The 22,786-nt window shown below is 39.6% G+C and carries 25 protein-coding genes; 12 read left to right on the plus strand and 13 right to left on the minus strand.

Features of this window, described 5'->3' with window-relative positions; genetic code table 11:
- Positions 1-133: 133 nt before the first annotated feature.
- The gene (locus ACE198_RS03050; protein ID WP_375374676.1) at positions 134-1,261 is read right to left on the minus strand and encodes a glycerate kinase; all 1,128 of its coding nucleotides are present in this window, start codon (positions 1,259-1,261) and stop codon (positions 134-136) included.
- 292 nt (positions 1,262-1,553) lie between these two features.
- Here ACE198_RS03050 and ACE198_RS03055 point away from each other — a divergent pair, with 292 nt between their 5' ends.
- On the plus strand, positions 1,554-2,492 hold the full coding sequence (locus ACE198_RS03055; RefSeq protein ID WP_375374677.1) for a COX15/CtaA family protein: 939 nt from the start codon (positions 1,554-1,556) through the stop codon (positions 2,490-2,492).
- Positions 2,493-2,586: 94 nt separating this feature from the next.
- On the opposite strand, the gene hprK is transcribed toward ACE198_RS03055, so the two are convergent.
- Entirely contained in the window at positions 2,587-3,522 is a 936-nt protein-coding gene (gene hprK / locus ACE198_RS03060; RefSeq protein ID WP_375374678.1) for an HPr(Ser) kinase/phosphatase, read from the minus strand.
- A gap of 381 nt (positions 3,523-3,903) precedes the next feature.
- On the opposite strand from hprK, the gene ACE198_RS03065 reads away from it, so the two are divergent.
- Positions 3,904-4,062 carry a hypothetical protein gene (locus tag ACE198_RS03065; protein ID WP_180229969.1) on the plus strand — a complete coding sequence of 53 codons (159 nt, stop codon included), beginning with the start codon at positions 3,904-3,906 and terminating at the stop codon, positions 4,060-4,062.
- A gap of 61 nt (positions 4,063-4,123) precedes the next feature.
- Here the strand turns inward: ACE198_RS03065 and ACE198_RS03070 are convergent, their stop codons facing one another.
- Both ACE198_RS03070 and ACE198_RS03075 read right to left on the minus strand, forming a co-directional pair.
- Positions 4,124-4,633, minus strand: a complete 510-nt coding sequence (locus tag ACE198_RS03070; RefSeq protein WP_098571627.1) for a hypothetical protein — start codon at positions 4,631-4,633, stop codon at positions 4,124-4,126.
- A gap of 114 nt (positions 4,634-4,747) precedes the next feature.
- Complete coding sequence (locus tag ACE198_RS03075) at positions 4,748-5,494, minus strand: YqjF family protein (protein ID WP_375374679.1); 747 nt, start codon at positions 5,492-5,494, stop codon at positions 4,748-4,750.
- Positions 5,495-5,655: 161 nt separating this feature from the next.
- On the opposite strand from ACE198_RS03075, the gene ACE198_RS03080 reads away from it, so the two are divergent.
- From ACE198_RS03080 to ACE198_RS03105, 6 genes are all read left to right on the plus strand, one after another.
- Positions 5,656-7,068, plus strand: a complete 1,413-nt coding sequence (locus ACE198_RS03080; protein ID WP_375374680.1) for an FMN-binding glutamate synthase family protein — start codon at positions 5,656-5,658, stop codon at positions 7,066-7,068.
- 2 nt (positions 7,069-7,070) lie between these two features.
- Complete coding sequence (locus ACE198_RS03085) at positions 7,071-8,480, plus strand: FMN-binding glutamate synthase family protein (protein WP_375374681.1); 1,410 nt, start codon at positions 7,071-7,073, stop codon at positions 8,478-8,480.
- 133 nt (positions 8,481-8,613) lie between these two features.
- Entirely contained in the window at positions 8,614-9,135 is a 522-nt protein-coding gene (locus ACE198_RS03090) for a PadR family transcriptional regulator (RefSeq protein WP_375374682.1), read from the plus strand.
- A 195-nt stretch (positions 9,136-9,330) separates the two neighbouring features.
- A complete protein-coding gene (locus tag ACE198_RS03095) occupies positions 9,331-10,452 on the plus strand; it encodes an ABC transporter permease (RefSeq protein ID WP_375374683.1) in 1,122 nt (373 codons plus the stop codon).
- Positions 10,452-11,156 (plus strand): ABC transporter ATP-binding protein, encoded by a 705-nt coding sequence (locus ACE198_RS03100; RefSeq protein WP_375374684.1) that lies wholly within the window; start codon positions 10,452-10,454, stop codon positions 11,154-11,156. Before ACE198_RS03095 ends, ACE198_RS03100 begins: the two co-directional genes overlap by 1 nt.
- Before the next feature lie 12 nt (positions 11,157-11,168).
- Entirely contained in the window at positions 11,169-11,480 is a 312-nt protein-coding gene (locus ACE198_RS03105; RefSeq protein ID WP_375374685.1) for a heme oxygenase, read from the plus strand.
- A 110-nt stretch (positions 11,481-11,590) separates the two neighbouring features.
- Here ACE198_RS03105 and ACE198_RS03110 read toward each other — a convergent pair whose 3' ends face one another.
- The gene (locus ACE198_RS03110) at positions 11,591-11,830 is read right to left on the minus strand and encodes a TetR-like C-terminal domain-containing protein (RefSeq protein WP_251459678.1); all 240 of its coding nucleotides are present in this window, start codon (positions 11,828-11,830) and stop codon (positions 11,591-11,593) included.
- On the opposite strand from ACE198_RS03110, the gene ACE198_RS03115 reads away from it, so the two are divergent.
- The 3 genes from ACE198_RS03115 (at position 11,805) to ACE198_RS03125 (ending at position 13,726) form a co-directional block, all read left to right on the plus strand.
- Positions 11,805-12,251 (plus strand): hypothetical protein, encoded by a 447-nt coding sequence (locus ACE198_RS03115; RefSeq protein ID WP_251459680.1) that lies wholly within the window; start codon positions 11,805-11,807, stop codon positions 12,249-12,251. The two genes, ACE198_RS03110 and ACE198_RS03115, sit on opposite strands and share 26 nt — an antisense overlap.
- Positions 12,252-12,376: 125 nt before the next feature.
- Positions 12,377-12,994, plus strand: a complete 618-nt coding sequence (locus ACE198_RS03120) for an NAD(P)-dependent oxidoreductase (RefSeq protein ID WP_375374686.1) — start codon at positions 12,377-12,379, stop codon at positions 12,992-12,994.
- A gap of 252 nt (positions 12,995-13,246) precedes the next feature.
- Positions 13,247-13,726, plus strand: coding sequence for a PAS domain-containing protein (locus tag ACE198_RS03125; RefSeq protein WP_375374687.1), 480 nt, complete (start codon positions 13,247-13,249; stop codon positions 13,724-13,726).
- Positions 13,727-13,929: 203 nt separating this feature from the next.
- On the opposite strand, the gene ACE198_RS03130 is transcribed toward ACE198_RS03125, so the two are convergent.
- A complete protein-coding gene (locus ACE198_RS03130; protein ID WP_375374688.1) occupies positions 13,930-14,346 on the minus strand; it encodes an Lrp/AsnC family transcriptional regulator in 417 nt (138 codons plus the stop codon).
- Between the two features lie 156 nt (positions 14,347-14,502).
- Here ACE198_RS03130 and ACE198_RS03135 point away from each other — a divergent pair, with 156 nt between their 5' ends.
- Positions 14,503-15,258, plus strand: coding sequence for an MBL fold metallo-hydrolase (locus ACE198_RS03135; RefSeq protein WP_375374689.1), 756 nt, complete (start codon positions 14,503-14,505; stop codon positions 15,256-15,258).
- 761 nt (positions 15,259-16,019) lie between these two features.
- On the opposite strand, the gene ACE198_RS03140 is transcribed toward ACE198_RS03135, so the two are convergent.
- From ACE198_RS03140 to ACE198_RS03170, 7 genes are all read right to left on the minus strand, one after another.
- Entirely contained in the window at positions 16,020-16,673 is a 654-nt protein-coding gene (locus tag ACE198_RS03140; protein WP_375374690.1) for a GntR family transcriptional regulator, read from the minus strand.
- Between the two features lie 207 nt (positions 16,674-16,880).
- Positions 16,881-17,972 (minus strand): tartrate dehydrogenase, encoded by a 1,092-nt coding sequence (locus ACE198_RS03145; RefSeq protein ID WP_375374691.1) that lies wholly within the window; start codon positions 17,970-17,972, stop codon positions 16,881-16,883.
- A 75-nt stretch (positions 17,973-18,047) separates the two neighbouring features.
- The gene (locus ACE198_RS03150) at positions 18,048-18,803 is read right to left on the minus strand and encodes a maleate cis-trans isomerase family protein (RefSeq protein ID WP_098576958.1); all 756 of its coding nucleotides are present in this window, start codon (positions 18,801-18,803) and stop codon (positions 18,048-18,050) included.
- Between the two features lie 39 nt (positions 18,804-18,842).
- Positions 18,843-19,730 (minus strand): hydroxymethylglutaryl-CoA lyase, encoded by an 888-nt coding sequence (locus ACE198_RS03155; protein WP_375374692.1) that lies wholly within the window; start codon positions 19,728-19,730, stop codon positions 18,843-18,845.
- A 27-nt stretch (positions 19,731-19,757) separates the two neighbouring features.
- A complete protein-coding gene (locus tag ACE198_RS03160) occupies positions 19,758-20,255 on the minus strand; it encodes a LeuD/DmdB family oxidoreductase small subunit (RefSeq protein WP_375374693.1) in 498 nt (165 codons plus the stop codon).
- Positions 20,256-21,530: a 3-isopropylmalate dehydratase large subunit gene (locus ACE198_RS03165; RefSeq protein WP_098576967.1), complete on the minus strand. Its 1,275-nt coding sequence runs from the start codon at positions 21,528-21,530 to the stop codon at positions 20,256-20,258.
- Between the two features lie 18 nt (positions 21,531-21,548).
- Complete coding sequence (locus ACE198_RS03170) at positions 21,549-22,748, minus strand: CaiB/BaiF CoA transferase family protein (protein ID WP_483870205.1); 1,200 nt, start codon at positions 22,746-22,748, stop codon at positions 21,549-21,551.
- Positions 22,749-22,786 lie beyond the last annotated feature (38 nt).

The raw sequence follows: 22,786 nt of genomic DNA on the forward strand, positions 1-22,786 counted from the left end.
ATTTCCTTAATTTCCACCCCTATGCGAAGGAAGGTATGGATTACATCCTGGCTTTGAAAAAAATAAAAAAGTTGAACCTAATAGCACGGTTCAACTTTTTCATGTTTATTCTTTGGGGCGGCCTGCAGGTTTACTATATCTTCAAGACACGGCATACATTTTCTGCCGCAAAAGCTAAGTTTTCTTCCCCACATTCGAGTGCTTTCTCTAATGTAGTCACACCCTTTAAGATTCCAATAATGGCAGTAAACCCGTTGTCGTACAGGGACTCTACTCCATCGCCAATTCGGCCGGCAAACGCAATCGCCGGAACGGAATATTTTTCAGCGATCGCAGCCACGCCATAAGGTGTTTTACCAAACAAGGTCTGGCCATCAATGCTGCCTTCTCCTGTAAAAACATAGTCTGCTCCCTTGACTTGCTCCTCGAGGCCTGTATATTCAATGACCAGATCAATTCCTTTTTTTAGCTGGGCATTTAAAAAAGCCACTAGCCCCGCACCAAGTCCGCCTGCAGCTCCAGCACCATCCAAATAGGCAATATCTTCACCTAATTGTTTTTTAATCACATCAGCAAAATGTGCTAAATTTTGGTCAAGAGCTCTTACCATTTCCGGAGTTGCTCCTTTTTGAGGACCAAAAATAGCTGAGGCGCCATTGTCACCAATTAGTGGATTGGTGACATCACAAGCGACATCGATTTGAACCATTTTAATCCGTTCATCTAATCCACTCATATCAATGGAATGCAGTTGCTGTAATGCTCCCCCGCCAAAAGGCAGTTCATTTCCAGCCTGATCCTTAAATGAAACTCCCAGCGCTTGCAGCATTCCTGCTCCGCCATCATTGGTGGCACTTCCGCCAATTCCAATCAAGAAGCGCCTTACACCTTTGTCTAAAGCATGTTTGATTAATTGGCCTGTTCCATAGGTTGTCGTCAGTAACGGGTTTCTTTCTTTTGGTTTGATTAATTCAAGACCACTTGCACTGGCCATCTCAATCACGGCCGTTTGTCCTTCACCTAAAAGGCCATATTCCGCAATCACTTTTTCTCCTAATGGACCAATGACTTCTGTCTTTATAATTTCTCCGTTGGTCATACTTACGAGGGACTCTACTGTTCCTTCCCCGCCGTCAGCCATGGGAACAATGACACATTCTGCGTTAGGGAAAACAGCTTTCACCCCTTTTTCCATTGCAAGGGCAGCCTTCTTCGCCGTCATACTTTCTTTAAATGAATCGGGCGCTAACACAAACTTCATAATAATCTGTCCTTTACGTTTTATATGTTTTATTATTTGGCTCTGATAAATTGGCCTGTTGGTCACCGCACCTTCTGCTACAATCAACAGGATGCCAAGGTTAAGTCCATATTAATGTATACTTCATGCGCCTTCAACCATTATTCGGGAAAGTTAATCCGAGCCATTTCTTTTTACTAGTTCACAAAGTGTTCACATTCATACCGTTAGATTTAGGTACTCCCGGAAAAAATGGTAGGTAACGGAGCATGGGGATGTTCTCGTAATAAGCTACTTTTAAGGAGGGGTGGGCGTGACAATAAAGCGATTAGCTTTGTTCACCATATTGCTCACATATTTATTAATTGTCTTTGGGGGCTATGTGGCTTCCTCAAAGTCTGGGATGGGATGTGGACCTGAATGGCCCCTTTGTAATGGTGACATTGTTCCAACTTTACATGGGGAAACTTTAATTGAATTCACACATCGAGTGATAGGGGCCATTCTTGGAATTATTTCTATTCTCCTATTCGCCCATATTTTACGCAGGGAAGCAAGTCCATTGGTTCGTACAGTTGGATTTTGGATGCTTATTTTACTTATCATCCAAGTGTTCCTAGGTGCACTCGTCGTGTTAAAAGATTTACCGACAAGTATTATAGCGAGTCATTTACTCATTGCGATGCTCTTTCTAGCAAGTCTCCTCTGGATTTGGGGACGAACCGGTGAGAAAGCCCATATTCGAATCGATGCTGACGACTATTCTGGCCATCAAAAAGGGATCAAACGGCACTTCAGTATCGTTCTGGTTCTTTTGCTGTTGGTATTTGGATTTGGGGCATATGTAAAGCATGAGTCATTGGGAATGGTGTGTGGTTCGTTTGGATGTAGAAGTTCAATCTTACCTGTGACAGGTCCAGAAATGATTCAAACCATCCATAGAGGGTTGGCATTCATTTCTGCCTTGTACATCTTCTTCCTTGTCTTTTTATCTTTCAAAAAAGGGTGGGAGGAAAAGCTTCAAAATCGACTTATTTTTTCAGCTATTACTGTTCTCATTCAAATAGTATTGGGAGTTCTGACGATCGCTTCGTCTATTGATATCTCATGGGCGATGCTTCATGTCGCAGCAGGCACGCTTTTGTTCGCTCTCATCGCTGAGGCACGAGTCTATGTAGGCAGTGAAGTCTTTATGAAAACAAGGCTAACCATTGTAACAAACCATCCAGTTCCTAATAAAACAGAAGTTTAGAAATGTGTGAGAGGATGCGAAGTTGGTCATCATCAAGGCGATGATGACCAACTCTCTTACACAACGGTTCTCTATCAAACTAATACTTCAATCGTTATTCGATACCTGAGTTTATAATATCGGCTTCAATCCTGCTCATGAACTCTTCAGCCGCGCTGTATCCTTGCTGCTTCAAATACCAGTTATTTGCTGCTGCTTCAATTAACCCCGCCACATCACGTCCAGGCTGGAGCTGGATTTCCATGGATGGAATCTTAACACCCATATAGTCTGTATAGTGAAACTCCTGATCTAAATCATTATACAAGGCATCCTTTTCCCATTTAGTTAAATGGATATCAAGAGCAATACGGGTTTCATCTTGAAACGCCTTGCGGCCGTATAAACGAACCACATTTAACAAACCGATACTACGAAGCGCCAAAAATTCCCTGGTTTTCCCGTCATGAGTACCCAAAATGGTTTGCGGACTAAGCTTCTTTAGGACAATAATATCATCGGCTACCAGCCGGTGTCCCCGGCGGATTAACGTGTGCGCCGTTTCACTTTTTCCTACCCCTGAATTCCCGCGAAGTAAGATCCCAATGCCCGACACATTCATACACACTCCATGCACAGCAATTTCTGGTGCTAATTCCTTGACCAAATATGCATCCAATTTGGTAATAAATTCAGAGGTTGTCTCAGGTTTATTTGTCACCAACAAAGGAATACCCTGTTCAACACAATGATGCGTTAAATAGGTAAGTCCTTCTGAACCGGCTGTAACGATAAAACATGGCGGATGATAATGAACAATATTACCAATTCGTATTTTACGTTCCTCTTTACTTAACTTATGTAAATAAGTAATTTCCTTTGTTCCTAAAATTTGAACTCGTTCTGTTGGAAAAAAATCAAAATGACCAACAAATTCTAAGCCTGGGCGATGAACCCGTGATTGCGTAATCACTTTCTGCAGTTGATTTTCACCGGCCAGTACTTTCAATGAAAACTTCCGAACCAAGTTTTCAACTGTTATTTTTTTCACCCTATTCACCGTCCTAATATCTTCCTATAGTTGAATTATACTGAAGAATAAAAGAACAGTCATCCATTTATGAACGAATTCCTGAAACTAATGTGTCCCGCTTACATCTAATGTAGTTGTGGTGGTGTCAGGCACTAAATTTCTATATTTTTCCATATAAGTTTTTTTTATTTGTTATTATAATTTTATAGCATTTTATTTTTTTATACTTTTGCTTTATTATTGGTGTGAGGAAAGGAATAGTTACTTCATTAAATTTTAGAGTGCTAATTTCATCATGCTAAATCATCCTTGAGGTTAAACATATCTTATATATCTTTAGCCAGGTTTTAGACAACTGTCTGTTGGACAGAAATTATTTATTAAATAGGAGGAATTACTATGTGGATCATCACTCGTTACTTAGACTCGAATATTTCCATGTTTGAATATGAAACGGAAGAGGCAGCAAGAGAGGCTCTCAAATATATGAAGGGTAGTAAAATTCTATCTGAAGTAATTTACTACAATGATCCTTGTTTCCAGCAGGGAGTAGCTTAACATATGTAAAAATGGACAAGCCGTTAGTTGTCAATTGACCTGCTAACGACTTGTCCTTTTTTTATCTATTGTCTAGACCGCTATGCCTTCTTCCAGAAAAAATGCCCGCCTTCTTAATTGATTGTTCTACCATATACTGAAAGCCATAAATAATGATCGCTAAGAAAACACAAATAAAATACCAGGCAGTATGTTTCATCTTAATGAATTTGATAATTCCAAACTTTCCCCCTATGTAAGGTAAAGGAAAAGCATTAATGACATCCAATACCATATTTGTAAGTAAGTACTTGGGGAAATTTCCGAATGTTAATTTAAAAATCCACAATGTAGCTACAAAATAAGGACCCAATATATAGGTGAAATCGATCGGACCAGGAGAAATAGGATTTTTCGTGACCCACCATTTTTTTCTATAACAAATTAGACTAAATGCACTTATAACTAAATTAACAAAACTTGCCACAGGTAAAAATCTAAAAAAACTTCTTTTCCCCATAAACGGAACGGTGAGCCATGGAAGTATTAATGTGGCTAAAGAGAATGCAACTTTTGTTTTATGCTTAACCATTGGGTTCCCCCTCAAATTGATACTTTTCAGTAATAATTACCACAAATATATAATTTATCCCAATTGGTCAAAATATACATAATTAAATATTTATTCCTTTTTCGTTTTGTTTTACTAGATTCGTTTTTTCTTAATATTCCACACAAACGAATCAACCCCTGTGGAGAAATGAGCGATCGGAGGAACTTGAGAAAGTTCAAACTGAAATGGAGAAAAAAGGCTATTCTCAACTATCTCTATTTCTGCTTTTTGCAAAGGCCAAGGCAAATGGTGTATTTCACCACAATAAACGTTGACTCCATTATTCGAACTATAGAGACAATACCGCTCAGTGAGCCAATGGTCCAGCGTTCCTTCCATTGGAAAATAAATCTCCGATACCGGTTCGTATTTCCCCTTAAATGAAATAGGCTTATCAACGTTACCATTCCGTCTGGTATGAAAATGAAAGGATTGTCCTTCTTTTCGAAGAGAAATTCGTGCGGAATAATAAGGTAAATGATACCACCTCTTTGCAATCTTTAATGAAGCCCAGTTCTCAACATCGATAGATAAAAAATAAATACCAGGTTTTCCATCGCATGTAACATAGGTCCTTACGTTTACTTCAGGAAATTTGGGCGTAAGAGAAATAGAAGATAATCCACGAGGAAAGATCCCCTCCAATACAAATACAATGACACCTATCCATGCGGAGCCATTAAAAGTATCAATTTGTAAAGAAGAAGGAATATGCGGCCGTAGTAAATGAAGTGGAATGGGCCAATGTAAAAACAATAGATTTCTCCAAGTTTGTCGCATAATCCAGTTTTTTGATGGTAATGGCCAAGCTCGGTGACCAATATCATTCATTATATTCATCCAATAATCCCCCTGTTTTTATATGTATATAGTTTGGAGTAATTTGATAATTTCATACGATTTTAAAAATACTATCTTGATTTATAATATTTTCCTTTTTTTGACTATACTAAGAATAATTGGTTTTATTATTAACTTTTGTGGAATATGGAGCAATAACTATGGAGATTATCCTTTATTACTTAACTTTTGGAATGGTAGCGATTATTTTTATCACCTTTATATTCATGCTTTTTGGATGGCGTTGGTTCATGAAGCTGATGGTGAAGCATATGGGAAAAATTATTTTATCTGACAGTTATCAAGAAAATGTGATGGAGTTGATGCCGGGACTCAGACATATGGGCATTCAAAATATGCTTGAAAATAGTCTGCGGGCAGAAACAGGCGATATCCTCCATCGCCCGATGGGGTCCTCAAAAAAGTGGCCGCATTTAGATCCAATTACATTTATCCCTGCCCAAACATCACCATTTCCAATTGACGGTGAAGATGATGTAGATGTGCAAGTAACCATTGGGCCACAGGCTAAAAAGCCAATGAAAATAAAAATCCCGTTAATGATCAGCGGAATGGCCTATGGAATCGCACTTAGTGAAGAGGTAAGACTCTCCTTAGCTAATGCTGCGAATAATGTTGGAACCGCCATTAATTCCGGTGAAGGGGCCGTCCTGCCTGAGGAAATAAATATAGGCGGGAAATATGTTTTACAGTTCTCCAAAACAAATTGGGCAAAGGAAGAAGATCTCCTTAAGCGGGCCGATATGATTGAGATTAAGCTGGGACAAGGGGCACTATTGGGGACAGGCGGGAAAATATCTCCGAAAAATTTAACGGGTCGTGCCCGTGAACTGATGGGGTTAAAGGAAAATGAAGATGCCGTCATTTATGATAATTTTGTTGAAGACCAAACGCTGGATGATTTGAAAGAACTTGCTGATGAGCTTCGGAGCATTACAGGCGGTGTTCCCATTGGGGCAAAAATTGGGGCCGGCGGAAAAATTGAAGAAGATATTGATCATTTAATCTACATTGGTGTTGACTATATTGCGGTTGATGGAGGACAAGCAGCAACACTCGGCGCCGCTCCTATTTTATCTGATGACGTCGGAATTCCAACACTTCATGCAATTGTCAGGGCTGCTAATCATTTAGAAAAGCGAGGCATGAAGGGAAAAATTAGTTTAATTGCCTCTGGCGGGCTGCTAGTACCCGGCCATTTTTTAAAAGTGCTCGCCCTCGGAGCCGATGCAGTCTATGTAGGATCAGCTATGTTGTTTACCGTCTCACACCCTCAATCATTAAAGGCACTTCCGTTTGAACCACCTACACAAGTGGTTTGGAATCAAGGGAAATTCAAGGATCAATTTAAGATTGAAGAAGGAGTAAAATCGGCGGAGAAATTTATAACAGCAAGTATTGAGGAAATAAAAATGGCATTAAGGGCAATGGGAAAACGCTCTTTAAAAGAGTTATCGAGAAGGGATTTGGTTTCTTACGATGAATTGACTGCCAAAATGGCTGGAATTCCATTTTCCTTTGAACCATGGGAAGACAAACAATTGGAGAAATGACTATGCCGAACCTATTATTTTATCTGACTTTTACTATGGTTACTCTTTTATTTGTCGTGTTGATATTCATGCTCATCTGCTGGCGCTGGATCATGAAACTCATGGTGAAAAAGGCCGGAAAAATTATTTTATCCGACAGTTATCAAGAAAATGTGATGGAGTTGATGCCAGGTCTCCGGCATATGGGCGTTCAAAATATGATAGAAAATAGCCTGCGGGCAGAAACAGGGACTGTCCTGGATCGTCCTCTTGGCGGCTCTTCTAAAAAATGGCCAAATTTGGATCCTATTACGTTTATCCCTGCACAGACCTCACCATTTCCGGTTGATGGTGAGGAAGATGTAGATATATCTGTTACCATTGGTTCAAAGGCAAAAAAGCCAATGGATATAAAAATTCCGCTTATGATTAGTGGCATGGGTTACGGGGTTTCACTTACTGAACAGGCAAGGTTGTCTTTAGCAAAGGCAGCTAAAAAGACCGGAACGGCGATCAATTCAGGGCAAGGTGGAATCTTACCCGAAGAATTAGACGCTGCCGGAAAGTATATTTTACAATTTTCTAAAACAGACTGGGCAAAAGAGGAACATTTATTTAACCGGGCAGACATGATAGAAATTAAATTAGGCCAAGGTGCAATAGCGGGAATGGGGAAGAAAATCGCTCCGCAGAATTTAACAGGTCGTGCCCGTAAAGTAATGGGACTTAAGGAAAATGAAGAAGCGGTCATTTATGAAAACTTTTATGAAAATCAAACGTTAATAGACATAAAGCTACTTGTGGAGGAGCTTCGTGTAAGATCAGGCGGTGTTCCGATAGGGGTCAAAATTGGCGCAGGTGGAAAAATTGAAGAAGACATTGATCATTTAATCTTAATGGGAATTGATTTTATAGCCATTGACGGCGGCCAAGGAGCCATGCACGGGGCGCCGCCTATATTATTTGATGACTTTGGAATCCCGACCTTACATGCGGTAGTTAGAGCTGTGAATCATCTAGAAAAAAGAAAAATGAAGGGAAAGATTAGTTTAATCGTTTCAGGAGGACTTTTAGTACCCGGTCATTTCTTAAAAGTGCTTGCACTCGGAGCTGACGCTGTATATTTAGGCTCTGCCATGTTGTTTGCTCTTGCTCATGATCAAGTATTGAATGCCCTCCCATTTGAACCTCCTACACAAGCTATATGGTATGATGGCAAATTCAGGGATCAATTTAAAACCGAGGAAGGGGAAAAAACAGCGGAAAAATTCTTAACCGCGAGTGTAGAAGAAATGAAAATGGCATTAAGAGCAATAGGAAAACGATCCTTAAAAGAGTTATCCAAAAAAGACTTAGTATCCTATGATGAATTAACAGCTAAAATGGTTGGAATTCCGTTCTCCTTTAGACCATGGGAAGACAAACAACTTTAGCAATAGACGAGAAATACGACTAGGCGCAAATCGGTTTTTTCAAGAGGACAGTTTTGGTAAGCACTCAATTGACTATAAATAAAATATACGAGAAAATATATTCCAAGAGATGACAGCAGAAAGGGGTATCTCAATGGAACAACGCTCGCTTATTTTACTTGGATTGCTCATGAGCCAAAGTCAACATGGATACCAAATCAATGAATTTATAGAGAGAAACTTAAGTGCAGTTACAGATATGAAAAAACCTACTGCTTACGCCACTTTAGATAAACTCAGTCATAACGGATATATTGACATTCAGTTGGAGCAAGAAGGAAACAGACCGACGCGAAAAGTGTACTCTATCAATGATAGTGGCAAAGAATATTTTTACGAATTATTATTGAATAATTTATCTTCAGCCGAAAGTGTGAATTATCATGGAGATATTGGGTTAATGTTTATTGATTTTCTCCCTTTAGAAAAAACAATACCTGCGTTGGAAGAACGATTAAACAATAATAAGAAGTTATTAGAACTCATCAAACAAACCCCATCTCACGGAGAAAGGTCGGGAGTCAATCTTGCGGTAGAACACAAAATGGCCATGTTAGAAGCAGAGGTTGCCTTCCTTGAAAAGTCGATAGGAAAGCTTGCCACTCATTTGGAATAATTCTCCCTCTATAAGTAATGCTACATCCAAGGAAACCTTGTTATGGGGTTTCCTTTTCCTATTTATGCATGATCAATCCCCCATTGGTTCCTTCTTGCCCTATTAGTCACGTTTGACTAATCACCGATATAATAATATAATGCTATTAAATTAGTCATCTATGACTAATCATATATATCTAAAGGAGGACTTACATTGTTTTTAGCTTTAAAGGAATTAAGACATGGAAAATTTCGTTTTCTTATGATTGGAATCATTACTGTCCTTATCGCTTGGCTAGTCTTTATTCTTTCGGGTCTAGGTAACGGGCTATCCACACTTAGTGCTGCCACATTTAAAAATATGAAAGCTGACTACGTTACTTTTGAAGAAGGTTCCAGATCCTCTATGAGCCGTTCACTAATACCTGAATCACTTGTGGACGATCTAGAAAAGCAAGATCATGTTACATCAGCAGCACCGATGGGGGCCACAATGGCTACCGTTTTAAAAACAACTCCTTCCAATGAAAGTGAAAAAGTAGATATTACGATACTAGGCATCACCCCTGGGAGTTTTTTAGAACCAACTATAATTGAAGGAAATCCTCTTAATAAGGATAAATCCCTAGGAGTTATCGCTAATGACACCCTAAAGGACAAGGGCTTTAAAATTGGGGATACGCTCACCATCGAAGGGTCATTAGAGGAAATGGAAATTATCGGATTTGTAGAAAATGAAACGTATAATCATTTACCTGCTATTTTTACCACACTAGATAAATGGCGCTCGATTCAATTTGCAGCACCTGGTGCTGATAATGGCATTAAGAATCCAGTAAATGGGATTATGCTTCAAGGAGAAAATATTGATCCGCAGAAATTAAATGATGTTTTCGATAACACGGAAATCTTCACAAAGGCTGACGCCATCCAAGGCATGCCTGGATACAAAGAGGAAAACGGGACAATTATGATGATGCTTGCCTTCCTTTTAGCCATCTCTGCCTTTGTACTAGCTGTCTTCTTTTATGTACTTACCTTGCAGAAGTCCAATCAATTTGGCATTTTAAAAGCAATTGGCGCAAGTAACGGATTCTTAGGAAAAGCGATCGTGTCACAAGTATTTTTACTTTCACTTACTAGTATCGTTGTTGGAATACTCTTAAGCTATGGAACCGCACTCATTCTCCCAGAGGGAATGCCGTTTACACTAGATATTAAGATTGTTGTCATTTATGCTATTTTATTGCTCGTGATATCCATATTAAGTTCATTGATTTCCATCCGTAAAATTACAAAAATAGATCCACTTCAAGCGATTGGGAGGATAGAGTAATGTCAGGAATAACGTTTAATCATGTATCTAAGGTTTATCAGCAAGGGGAAAATCAAGTGGTTGCGCTTAGTGATGTTTCCCTTTCCGTCAGCCAAGGAGAATTTATTGCCGTCGTTGGTCCCTCAGGCTCTGGGAAAAGTACGTTTCTCTCTATCGCAGGGGCCTTACTGCAAGCCTCTGAAGGAGAGGTAACCCTAAATGGAAAAGTAATCGGGGATTTAAAAGCGAAAGATTTATCAAAAGTACGCCTAGAAGAAATAGGATTCATCTTACAAACTAGCAATCTTGTGCCCTACTTAAATGTTCTCGACCAATTACTGGTTGTAAAAAAAATGGCGGGTAAAGTGACAAATAAAGATAAAGAAAATGCCAAAGAGTTACTTCAACATCTGGGGTTAGAATCGAAAATCAAGAAATTTCCAGAACATTTATCCGGAGGAGAACGTCAGCGAACGGCTATTGCTCGTGCCTTGATGAATGATCCTTCGATTATCTTGGCAGATGAACCAACAGCAAGTCTTGATACTCAAAGAGCCCATGAGGTCGTGCAGCTTATCTCAAGAGAGGTCAAATCTAGAAATAAGGCCGCCATTATGGTAACTCATGACGAACGAATGTTGGAATACTGTGACAAGGTGTATCGAATGGAAGATGGTAAACTGATGCCGTCCGAATTTCAAATAAAAGTTGCAAATGATAAATAGGAGGAATAAAAAATGATCATCGTAACAAACAGAATTAAAACAAAATTAGGTTTTGCTGCAAAAATGGCTCCAATGTTCACAAGACCAGGAGCCTTACAAACCATGCCGGGTTTTGTCAAAGTCGAAGTATTAATTACTAAAAATCTTTCAGAGTATGATGAGCTGAATGTAAATATGTATTGGAACACGATGGAAGACTTTACCCAATGGAAAAATAGCGATGCCTTCAAAGATGCCCATAAAAGTCCCTCTAACGCTGTTGAAGATTCGCCTATCTTGGGAAGTGACATCATTATCTCTGAGGTTGCCTCCACTTTAGAATAACTACTCGACCATATTTTTTGTAACCTTTTGGTCAAATACCTTGAAATCTAAATAAAATCAGCAGGCTAAACAAGATTATTATAAAGATATCTTGTTTAGCCTATACGACTTTATCTCTTTTGAATAAAGGAAATAATTTCAATATATAGGCTTGTCATTTCTTGAGGAGTTTTATCTAAGCCATTTTGAATCCATTGTTCAATTAATCCTAAAAAAGCAGACGTAATAAAGGACAAAAAGTATTCCATTGGGGCTTTTAACTTCCCATCGAAGTTCTCATTTTTCTCTAAATTAACACGCACCTTTTCTGTAAATGCATCTCTAATGGGCGGCCAAGTATTATTCGGCATTATTATTGCACTATTCTCAGGCTTTACTGTTGCAACACTTGCTTCACTAGCTGGGATTAATATGCCAAGTTATTTACTAGTGGCATTCTTCGTATCATTCGCTGCATTCTGTTTCTTCTTATTGGTATCAGCCATTACAGCGTGGATTGGTAAACCAGCCATTACTTTATTCATGGTGGTGATGCTATTAGGTATGGGTGTTCTTATGACACCGCAAGAAATGCTTCCAAGCTTCTTCGTAAACTTTATTCGTCCATGGGTCCCTCTTCGCTTTGCATCTGAAGGGTTACGGGAAATTTTCTACTTCGGCAGCGGCTTTTATACTGGTGGTTCATTCAACACGATATTAGGAATTGGTATTGCAGGTTTAATCATTTACCTGCTATCTACTTTCAAACCAGTACGTGGGCAGGAAAGCTAAATAAAAAAACAAAGGGTTATTTTGCCTTAGTTGCAAAGTAACCTTTTGGTTAGATAAAGAGTACGGTCTAAAGAGGATTTCCCCTTGTGGATGTTTTACTGTGAAAAGAAAAAAGGAGGAGCGTTATGAAAATTATTGTATTTGGTGCCACTGGCGGAGTGGGCCAATATGTCGTGAAGCAAGCGTTAGAAAAGGGGATTGAGGTAACTGCATTTGTTCGCACCCCGTCAAAGATAGATTTGGCACATGAGCAGTTACATATTGTGCAGGGAGATGCCTTCAATAAAGAAGAAGTCGCTGCAGCGATTGCAGGGCATGATGCCGTAGTGTCATGTTTAGGCTCAAATCAAGCGATGAAAAAATCAACAGAGCTTGAAGAGATGACAAAAAATATTGTAGCTGGAATGCAGGCACATAATATCAAACGAATCGTCTATACAGCATCCGCAGGAATTAACAAAGAAATTCCAGGGATTAGCGGGAAAATAGTTATGAAAATGTTAAAAAACCCTCTGGCCGATCATCGCAATGCCGTTGATTATATTAAAGCACATGGATTGAATTTCACAATCATTAGACCAATGGGATTAACGAATGATGCCCTAACAGGAAAGTACAGGGAATTAGAAACGGGCGTACCAGCTAAATCAAGAACGATTCCACGCGCTGATGTAGCACACTTTATTGTGAAAGCACTAAGCGATAAACAATACGAAAACTCATCTATCGGTATTGCAAAATAAAGTGTAGCTTCCACTAGTTGTTTGCTAATCAATTCCCTTGTCCGAAGTTCCCACAATTATTGTCAATTAATTGAACAATTGCAGTTGTTGACAGGCACTGTGTAATAAATCACATTTGTCTCTCATTAATAATGCTATCATTATTAATGGGGTTAGATAATAATCACCTAGAAGCAGCCGATCTTGCCCTCGCTAATATTTGTATTATTTTATTCTTCTCATAACCGGAGATTGTATATAGGAGGGTTTTATATGTCTGAAAATAAATTGTCTGAATTAATTAGTCCTGAAGCTGTTATTAATTTTGAAACTGGTGCAATTAAAGCAAGCACTCTGGATTCAATTATCAACCTTTTACCATTTGAAATGGGCTTTTGCGATGCTAACGATATTTTCCGCTGGTATTCAAATAATCCAAACCGTGTCCATGGTCGTCGTAAAGAAGCAATTGGTCGCCCTGTGCTTGAGCTTCACCCAAAAGTGGCTCATCATGTTGAAAAATTGTTGAATGATTTTCGCTCAGGAGCACGCGACGAATGGGAATTTTGGTTTCCAAAACGCTCTGGTGAAGAAAAGGGCCAAATTTACCAAAAATTTATGGCGGTACGTGATAAAGATGGAACATACCTTGGCTGTATGGATGTGACCGTTAATATCAACCTTTTCCAAGGAAAAGAAGGGAAAAACACCCCTGAAACTATTGAGGAATTTATAGCTGTTAAGCCTGAGTAAAAAACTTTTTCATTTAAGAAGCTGCTTAAAAACACATTGAATCCCCCATTCAATGTGTTTTTCTTTATGATAGAAGTATTGGGTGTTACCTATGTAAAACAATAGAAGAATTATTCCCCTCCAACTTTTTCCTCAATTTAATACCTATAGGCCTAAACCGCTGTTTAAATACAGAGCGAATAAAAGACTCCTCTATTCGTCTTTTATTTTATTTTTCCAATCGAAATATTAATTCTGTAGTTAGCATATTTGAGTATATCATCAAGTGTCTTATTTAAAGCCACTTGATCTGAAATGCTGGCTTTAATCATATAGCAGCCTTCACCACTTATACGGTGGACTTCTGTTATATCTGAATTTTCCTTTAGGTAATTTTGAAATTCAAGATGACGGTTGGATTTTAAAAAGACCATTATAAATGCCTGAATACTCTTTCCAATCTTTAATTCATTAACTGAAATGGTGTACTGCTCAATAATTCTTTCCTCTTCCATCCTGCGAATTCTATTGCCTACCGCTTGGCCTGTCATATGTATCAACTCTCCAATTTCCTTCCATTGTCTACGAGAGTTTTCTTTTAATAATTTGAGAATTTGAAAGTCGATTTCATCCATACCCATTCCCCCTCAAAAGAGTATTTATTCCCAATTTTATTATAGCTAAATCTTTTTCATGCTGAAATAAAAGTTCAGTTATCCCTTTCACCAAATACTGTTAGTAAGATTGTGGAGGGAATACAATAATTTAGAGTACAAACTTACGAGGAGGAAAAATCTATGCAGATTCAATTAATACGCCATGCAACACATCTTATTTCATATAAAGGTCTAAAGTTCCTATTAGACCCTATGTTTAGCGAGCAAGGGACACTTGCACCTGTTCCTAATGCCCCTAACCAGCATCTAAATAACCCTTTATCTTCACTTCCAGTTGACCTCGAGAGACTAGTAGATATTGATGCTATTATTGTTACACACTCGCACCGTGATCATTTGGATGACCGGGCTATTTCATATTTACCTAAGAATTTACCGTTATTTTGTCAGCCGGCAGATGAGCTATTAATGAAAGAAAAAGGATTTGAACAGACAATAGCAATAAGTAAGGGATTGATTTGGCAGGGGATTGAGCTAATTCAAACAGAAGGAAGACACGGCCATGATCAACTTGCGGATGCAATGGGGCCCGTTTCCGGATTTATTTTAAGGGCAAAGGATGAGCCAACTTTATATCTTATTGGAGACAGTGTATGGAATTCGGATATTGAATTCTACTTTAAACATTTTTCCCCTGATACCGCAATTGTTTTTGCTGGAGAAGCCCGTTTCTTGGAAGGACAGCCAATCACAATGGGACTTGCCGATATTGAAAAAATAACAAAAACATCACCAAATACTCGTCTCATCATTTCCCATATGGAATCTTGGAATCACTGCTTATTAAAGCGAGAAGAGGTAAGGGACTATATACGACAGAACCACTTAGAGGATAAAATTTTAGTACCTGAAAATGGGGAAATAATAGGGAATTGATAGTGAAAGATGAGAGAATCAGCATGGTTTAAAAAATAAGCGGAGAAATTTCTCTTAATTATGAAATAGCACTAAAAGTGGCTAAAATAGACGGAGAAATTCCGCTTATTAACTCAAAAAACGTGAAAATCGGTCATTTTGATTTGCTTAGCCGGAAAGTTTCCGCTTATTTTGCTCAGAAGCGAGCTCTATTCTGCAATTAACCGGAAAACCTCCGCTTATTTTAACCATCATTAGTAATTCAATTAAGGATGAGACCTCTATTGTTTCAAAAAGTCATCCATAACGTTGAAACTTTATCTTAATAACAACCAAAAATTTAAAAAACAAAAAACCTCATTTACTTATGATAAGGTTCCCCGTAATGCATCAAAATGAGGTTAGATAACAAAAAGTATGCTTTAAAAGACACGTCATTTAAATAAGAAGTTCTGTTATTATTCATTGTTGATTTTTCGTGTTGGTATGAGAATTCATAGGCGGAGAATTTCCGGCTAATGTATAAAGAGGAATCTTACGAAGCAGGAATAAGCGTAGATATTCCGATTAACTGCTCTAAATAAGATAAAACCCAAAGATTGGTAATATAAACGGAAAAACTTCCTTTATTTTTAAGTAAATATGGATATTTCCCAATTTAAACGGAATTTTACCGTTTATTTTTCACAAATACAGTGAAATCAACATTCAGTTACAACAGAGCCTTTTATAAAAAAGTATACATGGCCTATTTTTCCATTATTCGCTGACGTGGTTTTCTTTTAAATATGAGGATGTGCTTTTTTATACACTTCAATATCATGTTGCAGATGATTTTTCATTTCTGCTTCGGCCAGATTTGGATTCTGTTGAATAATGGCCCTGATAATGCTTTCATGCTGATCAATAAAACGGATATTTTGAATTAAATCTTTAAAAATGACATTTCTGGCATACATCACTTTTGCGTCTATCGTATTGATTAAATGTAACAAAGGATCATTTACAGCAGCTTTGGCAATAATATGATGGAACCTGGTATTCAACTCAAATACAGCATCCTCATCTTGTTTAGCCCAAGCATCGCGTGTAAGACGAATGGTTTCTAATAAAGCTTCTTTCTGTTCTTCGCTTGCTCTCTCTGCGGCTAAACGTGCTGCTAAAGACTCTAAATTTTGTCTGCAGAGAAACAAGTTCAAAATTTCTTGATAGTTTGGCTGATAAACCCGGATACTCTTTCCTCTTTGCTCTAATAAACCATCTTGTATCAGCATTCGAATCGCTTCCCTTACTGGAGCACGGCTGATTTGGAAGCTCTCTGCCAACCTGGTTTCCACTATCCGCTCACCTGGTTCATATTCCCCTTGCACCAAACGCTTTTTAATAGCAGCATATAGTTGGAGATGAAGCGGATCACTTTTTATTACCTGCATCATCGTATCACACACCTCCCAGCTTATCGTAATTTATCCCCGAATTGAGTTTAATGTATCATAGTCAATGTAGACAGTCAACCGACTTTTAAACGGTCGTTTTAAACATTAAAAATAACGAAAGGGAGTGCCATTCGATACTCCCTGTTCCGAAAACCGGTTAAGAATTTATCATTTCCCTTATCCCAAAAAGTGTTCGGATATTCCCTTCTATTCGTTGATTTTCAAAGCTTGCGGATTTCGTAAACTTCCTGCAACTGCTTGTCCTACATCCTGTGTTGTTGAATTACCGCCCATATCGGGGGTAAGGACTTTGCCTTCTGTCATAACCTGTTCAATCGAGTTAAGAACCTCTTTCCCCCAATCATCATGGCCAAAGAAATCCAGTATTTGGCTTGCAGACCAAATAGATGCCAAAGGATTTGCAATATTATTTCCGGCAATATCAGGTGCAGATCCGTGAATGGGCTCAAACATTGATGGAAACTCCAAAGTTGGATTAATATTTGCCCCGGCAGCCAGGCCTAGACCTCCGGCAATAGCAGCTCCCAAGTCGGTAATAATATCCCCGAATAAATTGGAAGTAACCACAATTTCAAAACGCCATGGCTGTTTAACAAAAAACATAGCCGCTGCGTCCACTAAGTAAGAATAGGTTTTAACATCCGGATATTCTTCTCCCACTTCTTCAAATACCTGATCCCAAAAAACCATGGAGTAATTCAGCGCATTCCCTTTGCTGATACTGGTAAGTGATTTGCCTTGCTTTCGCGCTTCTTCATAGGCATAACGGATGATTCTCTCCACACCGTTTCTGGAAAAAATACCTGTTTGCAACACCACTTCATGGGGCTTCCCTTTAAAAAGCCAATCACCTGCACCTGCATATTCACCTTCGCTGTTTTCCCTGATAACCAGCATGTCGATCTGATCACGGGAAACATCCTTGAGTGGACAAGGCGCACCATTCAACAGCTTAATTGGACGAAGATTCACATACTGATCGAAGCCTTTGCGAATTTTTAATAAAAGATCCCATAACGAGATATGGTCCGGTACACCAGGATAACCGACGGCTCCCAAGTATATGGCATCAAAGTCTTTTAACTGCTCGAGTCCGTCCTCATCCATCATTTTCCCATACTGGGTATAATATTCACATCCCCATGGAAAGTGGGTAAATTCAAACTCAAAGCCTCCATCTAATTCTGCCACTTTGTTCAGGACCTTGATTCCTTCCGTTAAAACCTCCGGGCCAATGCCATCTCCAGCGATTACCGCTATCCTATACTTTTTTTTCATGGTGTATTCTCCTAATCTTTTAGATTAAAAAGGCGGCTTCGATTATGCCGCCTTTTTTCAGATCGATTCTTGGACTTAAAACTTACCGGACAGTAAGTGACCAGCATTAGGCACCTCTGTTTTTAAGTTTAATCCCTTCAAAATTTTATAAACAGTCGAAGTGGCAGCCGATAGAACTGGAAGCCCCAGGCGGTCCTGTACCTTTTGAATGGCAGGAAGTGAAGGCATTTGAACACATGCCGATAATACAACCGCATCTGCTCCTTCAATGTTGAGGCGGTCAGCATGCTCAATAAGGTTCATTGGATTCAATCTTCCTACCTCTAAGTTATCAGGAACTTCAAGACTGATAGAATCAATGACTTCAATGCCAGCTGTATTCAAATACTCAATCACCATATTGGTTAAAGGCTTCATGTATGGCGTAATAATGGAAACCTTCTTTGCACCTATTGTTTGGATTCCTTCAATAAGAGCCCCTGCGCTGCTGACAATTGGAGTACGTGCTCCATTTTCGTCCGTTGCATTACCAAGCTTTTCTTCTGAAATTTGGTGGTAGCCCGGGCCCTGACACATGATCGCAATTAAACATGCGTAAGCAAGTACATCACAACGAGCATCGGATAGCTCTACGGCACAACGTACACTATCCACATCCATCTTTTTCAATTCTTCAGGGTTCACATGCATCATCCGCATTCTTGAAGAATGGAAAGTAAATGTTTCTTCAGGGTTTAGCTGCTGTCTTGCTTGAAGCATGGCTGGAATTTCAGTTTCCATTGTTGTATTTGAACTTGGTACGATTAAACCTACACGATAATTTGTTGACATTGTTGTTTCCCCCTAGTAGTTAAATTAAAGTTTGTATCCCTAAACCTTATGAAGATGACCTGTTAAATTCCGATTGGTTAACGGCTTGACCATTTCGACACAAGCCAGAAGCTGTTTTAGATCAATTCCGGTTTCAATTCCCATTTCATGAAGCATAAAAACAATATCCTCAGTCGACGAATTTCCAGCTGCACCAGGTGCAAATGGACAGCCCCCAAGACCGCCGATTGAAGCGTCAAAGCGGGTTACTCCCGTTTGCAATGCAGCAACTACATTGGATAAGGCCATGCCATATGTATCATGGAAATGAGCCGTAATCATTGCTGTTGTTTGTAAAGACATAACTTTTTCAAATAAATCAAAAACCTGCGCCGGATTTGCTCGACCAATCGTATCACAGAGAACAATTTCATCCACCCCGAGGTTCTCTGCCTTTTCCACAAGATCAAGGACCAAATCTGAATCTACTTTTCCTTCAAATGGACACCAAAAAGAGGTGGCGATATTATATCGAATAAAGATATCTTGTTCTTTTGCCTTTTTGATTACAGTCTCAAAACTTTGGATTGACTGTTCTCTCGTCATTTTTACATTTTTTAAATTAAAGCTGTCACTGGCGCCTACCACAAGCGAAAGTGCTTTGATTCCACTTTCAATAGCCCGGTCGCAGCCTTTTTCATTCGGAATCAGGGCCATATATTGAATGGAAGGGTCCCGGTCGATCCCCTCAAGTACTTCCTTTGCATCCTTCATTTGCGGAACATATTTCGGATGAACAAAAGAAGTGGCTTCCATTCTTTTAATCCCTGTTTTATTCAAGGCATTGATCAGTTCAATCTTATTTTCAGTAGAGATAAAAGTGGATTCGTTTTGAATTCCATCCCTTGGCCCTACTTCGATTATTTCAACTTTGTTGGGAAGATTCACTTTTATAGCCCTCCTTTATTTAAAAAATTAAGAGATTCCCAGTTTCTTTGCTAAATAGGGTTCCAATCCACCAATCTTTACCATCTCAATTAAATGCTCAGGCAGCTTTGTTCCTTTATATTCAGCTTGCTGCGTATGATTAATAATTTTGCCAGCAAGCAAATCAATCTCAATTTCGTCACCCTCCTGAATGATGGAGGTATCGGATATCTCCACTACAGGCAGACCTACATTAATGGAGTTGCGGTAAAAAATCCGTGCAAAGGAGTTCGCGATAATGGCCCCGATCTGATGGTGCTTTAACACCATTTGCGCGGTTTCACGGCTTGATCCGGAACCAAAGTTATTTCCCGCTACTATAATATCACCTGGCTGAACCTTTTCATGGAAAGTCGGGTCGATCGCTTCCATGGCATGCTCAGCCTGCTTTTCGACCGACAGGCTCATATATTGTCCAGGAGAGATGATGTCTGTGTTAATATTGTCACCATACTTCCATACACGTCCTCTGATGATGAAAGACATTTACATGACTCCCTTCAATAAATATTTTTTTGGATCTGTTATTTTTCCCTCCAGCGCTGTTGCTGCAACGGATGCAGGAGACCCCAGGTAAACCTCGCCTTTTGGACTGCCCATTCTTCCCCTGAAGTTTCGATTCGATGATGACATGACGACTTCACCATCTCCAATAACACCACTGGTAAATCCACCACATGCACCACATGAAGGCATATTAACCACACAACCCGCTTCGGAAAAAATATTCAACAGTCCCTCTTTGCTTGCCTGCGACCAAATATATTGGGATGCCGGCACAACCAAACAGCGGATCCCTTTAGCGATTTTTTTTCCTTTTAATATTTGAGCAGCAATTCTTAAATCACTTAATCTTCCATTTGTGCATGAACCAAGATAGACTTGGTCAACCTTAATTCCTTCAACCGCGCTAATAGGATGAACATTATCCACTTCATGAGGGCAAGCAACTTGCGGCTCCAACTCTGACGCATTGTAATGGATCGTACGAACATATTCCGCATCTTCGTCACTTGCAATCAGTTCAATATCATCCGTTACACCTTTTAATTTCAGGTATTCGATCACTTTTTCATCCGGTTCAATTAAACCTGCTTTTGCACCAGCTTCCACTGCCATATTGGATAATACAAGACGCTCATCAATGGAAAGATTTCGAATAGCGGTACCTGAAAACTCAATAGCCTGATAGGTAGCACCCGCATGGCCAAGGTCCTTTATTGTTTTTAAAACCATATCTTTGGCATAGACACCTTCAGGCAGCTCACCGTCCCATACAATCTTGATGGTTTCAGGAACTTTTAACCATGTTTCCCCGGTTAATAAAACTCCGATCATTTCGGTTGAACCAATCCCAGTTGCAAATGCTCCAAGACCTCCAGCCATGCAAGTATGGGAATCCGTACCTAAAATCACTCTGCCGGGACGGACATGTCCGTGTTCTGCAATAACCTGATGACATGGCCCTTCGAACTCATAATAATACGAAAGATCATGCTCCCGAGCCCAATCACGGGTGTATTTTAAAATATTTGCCTGCTGGACGGTTGCCGGCGGTGTGCAATGATCGGATACAACGACTACCTTTTCTTTATCATGCAATTTTCCACCCAAACGCTTAAATCCGCCGTCTACGAGCCATGGTCCCAATAAATCATGCATAAGGGCAATATCAACCTGTGCCCATACAATATCCCCCGCCTTAACACCAGACTGACCAGAAGCTTTGGCAAGTATTTTTTCAGCTATCGTCATCCCCATCCCAATTCAGCCCTTTCTTTAAATAATCCCGTTGTCTTTTAGACCTTGAATCTGCTCCTTTGTTAAGCCGAGTTTCCCTCTCAATACATCCTCCGTATGCTGCCCAAGCTTAGGACCCGCCCATTCGATTTCCCCAGGGGTAGCACTCATTTTTGGAACAATCCCTGGCATTTTTAATTTTCCCAGGCCCTCAACGGCTACTTCCTGAATCATTTGCCGAGCTTGGTAGTGTGGGTCATTCAAAATATCCTCAACAGAGTAAATTGATCCGGCCGGCACCTTCGCGTTATCCAGGAATTTGAAAACTTCCTCAAATGGCAAGGACTTTGTCCAATCTTCAATAATTCCATCAAGGTATTCCGCGTGCTCCGAACGCTTGGCATTATTTTCGTAGCGTGGATCTTCCGCAATATCTTCGCGTCCCAAAGCATTCATCAATCTTTTAAAAATTGCATCACCATTGGCGCCGATTACCACATACTTTCCATCTGCACACTTATAGGTGTTGGATGGAGTAATTCCAGGCAATGTACTTCCTGTTCTTTCTCTAATGACTCCTGCACGATCAAATTCTGGAATGGTACTTTCCATTAAACTGAAAACAGATTCATAAAGGGCAACATCAATCACCTGTCCTTCATTAGTTCTATTTATATCGCGGTGATAAACAGCCATTAATGCTCCGATTACAGCGTAAAGGGCAGATAATGAATCTCCAATACTTATTCCAACACGGGTTGGCGGGCGGTCAGGATAACCTGTTATGTAGCGGAGTCCACCCATCGCTTCCCCAATGGAACCAAATCCCGGATTATCACGATATGGTCCATCCTGGCCATATCCGGAAACCCGGATCATAATTAATCGTGGATTAATTTCCTTTAACTCCTCGTAGCTCAGGCCCCATTTTTCCATTGTTCCGGGACGGAAGTTTTCTATTAAAATATCAATCTCTTTTACTAAGCTGCGAATAAGTGCTTGCCCTTCCTCTTGTCTAAGATCAATTGTAATGGATTTTTTATTTCTGGATTGGACATACCACCATAGGCTTGTGCCGTTTTCAACGACACGCCATGTACGGATTGGATCTCCTTTTGCCGGTGCCTCCACCTTGACTACATCTGCGCCGAACTCGGCTAATAAACGAGAAGCAAATGGCCCCGCAATCAACTGACCCATTTCCAACACTTTTAATCCTTCAAGTGCTCTTCTTCCCATCACAGTCATCTCCTAAACTCGTTGTATTTAAATTAGAG

It is taken from the genome of Neobacillus sp. KR4-4 (assembly GCF_042136325.1).
Taxonomy (GTDB): Bacteria; Bacillota; Bacilli; order Bacillales; family Cytobacillaceae; genus Neobacillus.

Coding starts and splice junctions, on each gene's coding strand:
- ACE198_RS03070 (WP_098571627.1), bottom strand. CDS start 4,633: ATGGTTAAGCATAAAACAAAAGTTGCATTCTCTTTAGCCACATTAATA.
- ACE198_RS03075 (WP_375374679.1), bottom strand. CDS start 5,494: ATGAATATAATGAATGATATTGGTCACCGAGCTTGGCCATTACCATCA.
- ACE198_RS03090 (WP_375374682.1), top strand. CDS start 8,614: ATGGAACAACGCTCGCTTATTTTACTTGGATTGCTCATGAGCCAAAGT.
- ACE198_RS03130 (WP_375374688.1), bottom strand. CDS start 14,346: ATGGGTATGGATGAAATCGACTTTCAAATTCTCAAATTATTAAAAGAA.
- ACE198_RS03115 (WP_251459680.1), top strand. CDS start 11,805: ATGGGCGGCCAAGTATTATTCGGCATTATTATTGCACTATTCTCAGGC.
- ACE198_RS03160 (WP_375374693.1), bottom strand. CDS start 20,255: ATGTCTTTCATCATCAGAGGACGTGTATGGAAGTATGGTGACAATATT.
- ACE198_RS03110 (WP_251459678.1), bottom strand. CDS start 11,830: ATGCCGAATAATACTTGGCCGCCCATTAGAGATGCATTTACAGAAAAG.
- ACE198_RS03170 (WP_483870205.1), bottom strand. CDS start 22,748: ATGGGAAGAAGAGCACTTGAAGGATTAAAAGTGTTGGAAATGGGTCAG.
- ACE198_RS03065 (WP_180229969.1), top strand. CDS start 3,904: ATGTGGATCATCACTCGTTACTTAGACTCGAATATTTCCATGTTTGAA.
- ACE198_RS03140 (WP_375374690.1), bottom strand. CDS start 16,673: ATGATGCAGGTAATAAAAAGTGATCCGCTTCATCTCCAACTATATGCT.
- ACE198_RS03145 (WP_375374691.1), bottom strand. CDS start 17,972: ATGAAAAAAAAGTATAGGATAGCGGTAATCGCTGGAGATGGCATTGGC.
- ACE198_RS03085 (WP_375374681.1), top strand. CDS start 7,071: ATGCCGAACCTATTATTTTATCTGACTTTTACTATGGTTACTCTTTTA.
- ACE198_RS03050 (WP_375374676.1), bottom strand. CDS start 1,261: ATGAAGTTTGTGTTAGCGCCCGATTCATTTAAAGAAAGTATGACGGCG.
- ACE198_RS03135 (WP_375374689.1), top strand. CDS start 14,503: ATGCAGATTCAATTAATACGCCATGCAACACATCTTATTTCATATAAA.
- ACE198_RS03165 (WP_098576967.1), bottom strand. CDS start 21,530: ATGGGGATGACGATAGCTGAAAAAATACTTGCCAAAGCTTCTGGTCAG.
- ACE198_RS03120 (WP_375374686.1), top strand. CDS start 12,377: ATGAAAATTATTGTATTTGGTGCCACTGGCGGAGTGGGCCAATATGTC.
- ACE198_RS03125 (WP_375374687.1), top strand. CDS start 13,247: ATGTCTGAAAATAAATTGTCTGAATTAATTAGTCCTGAAGCTGTTATT.
- ACE198_RS03080 (WP_375374680.1), top strand. CDS start 5,656: ATGGAGATTATCCTTTATTACTTAACTTTTGGAATGGTAGCGATTATT.
- ACE198_RS03150 (WP_098576958.1), bottom strand. CDS start 18,803: ATGTCAACAAATTATCGTGTAGGTTTAATCGTACCAAGTTCAAATACA.
- ACE198_RS03105 (WP_375374685.1), top strand. CDS start 11,169: ATGATCATCGTAACAAACAGAATTAAAACAAAATTAGGTTTTGCTGCA.
- ACE198_RS03100 (WP_375374684.1), top strand. CDS start 10,452: ATGTCAGGAATAACGTTTAATCATGTATCTAAGGTTTATCAGCAAGGG.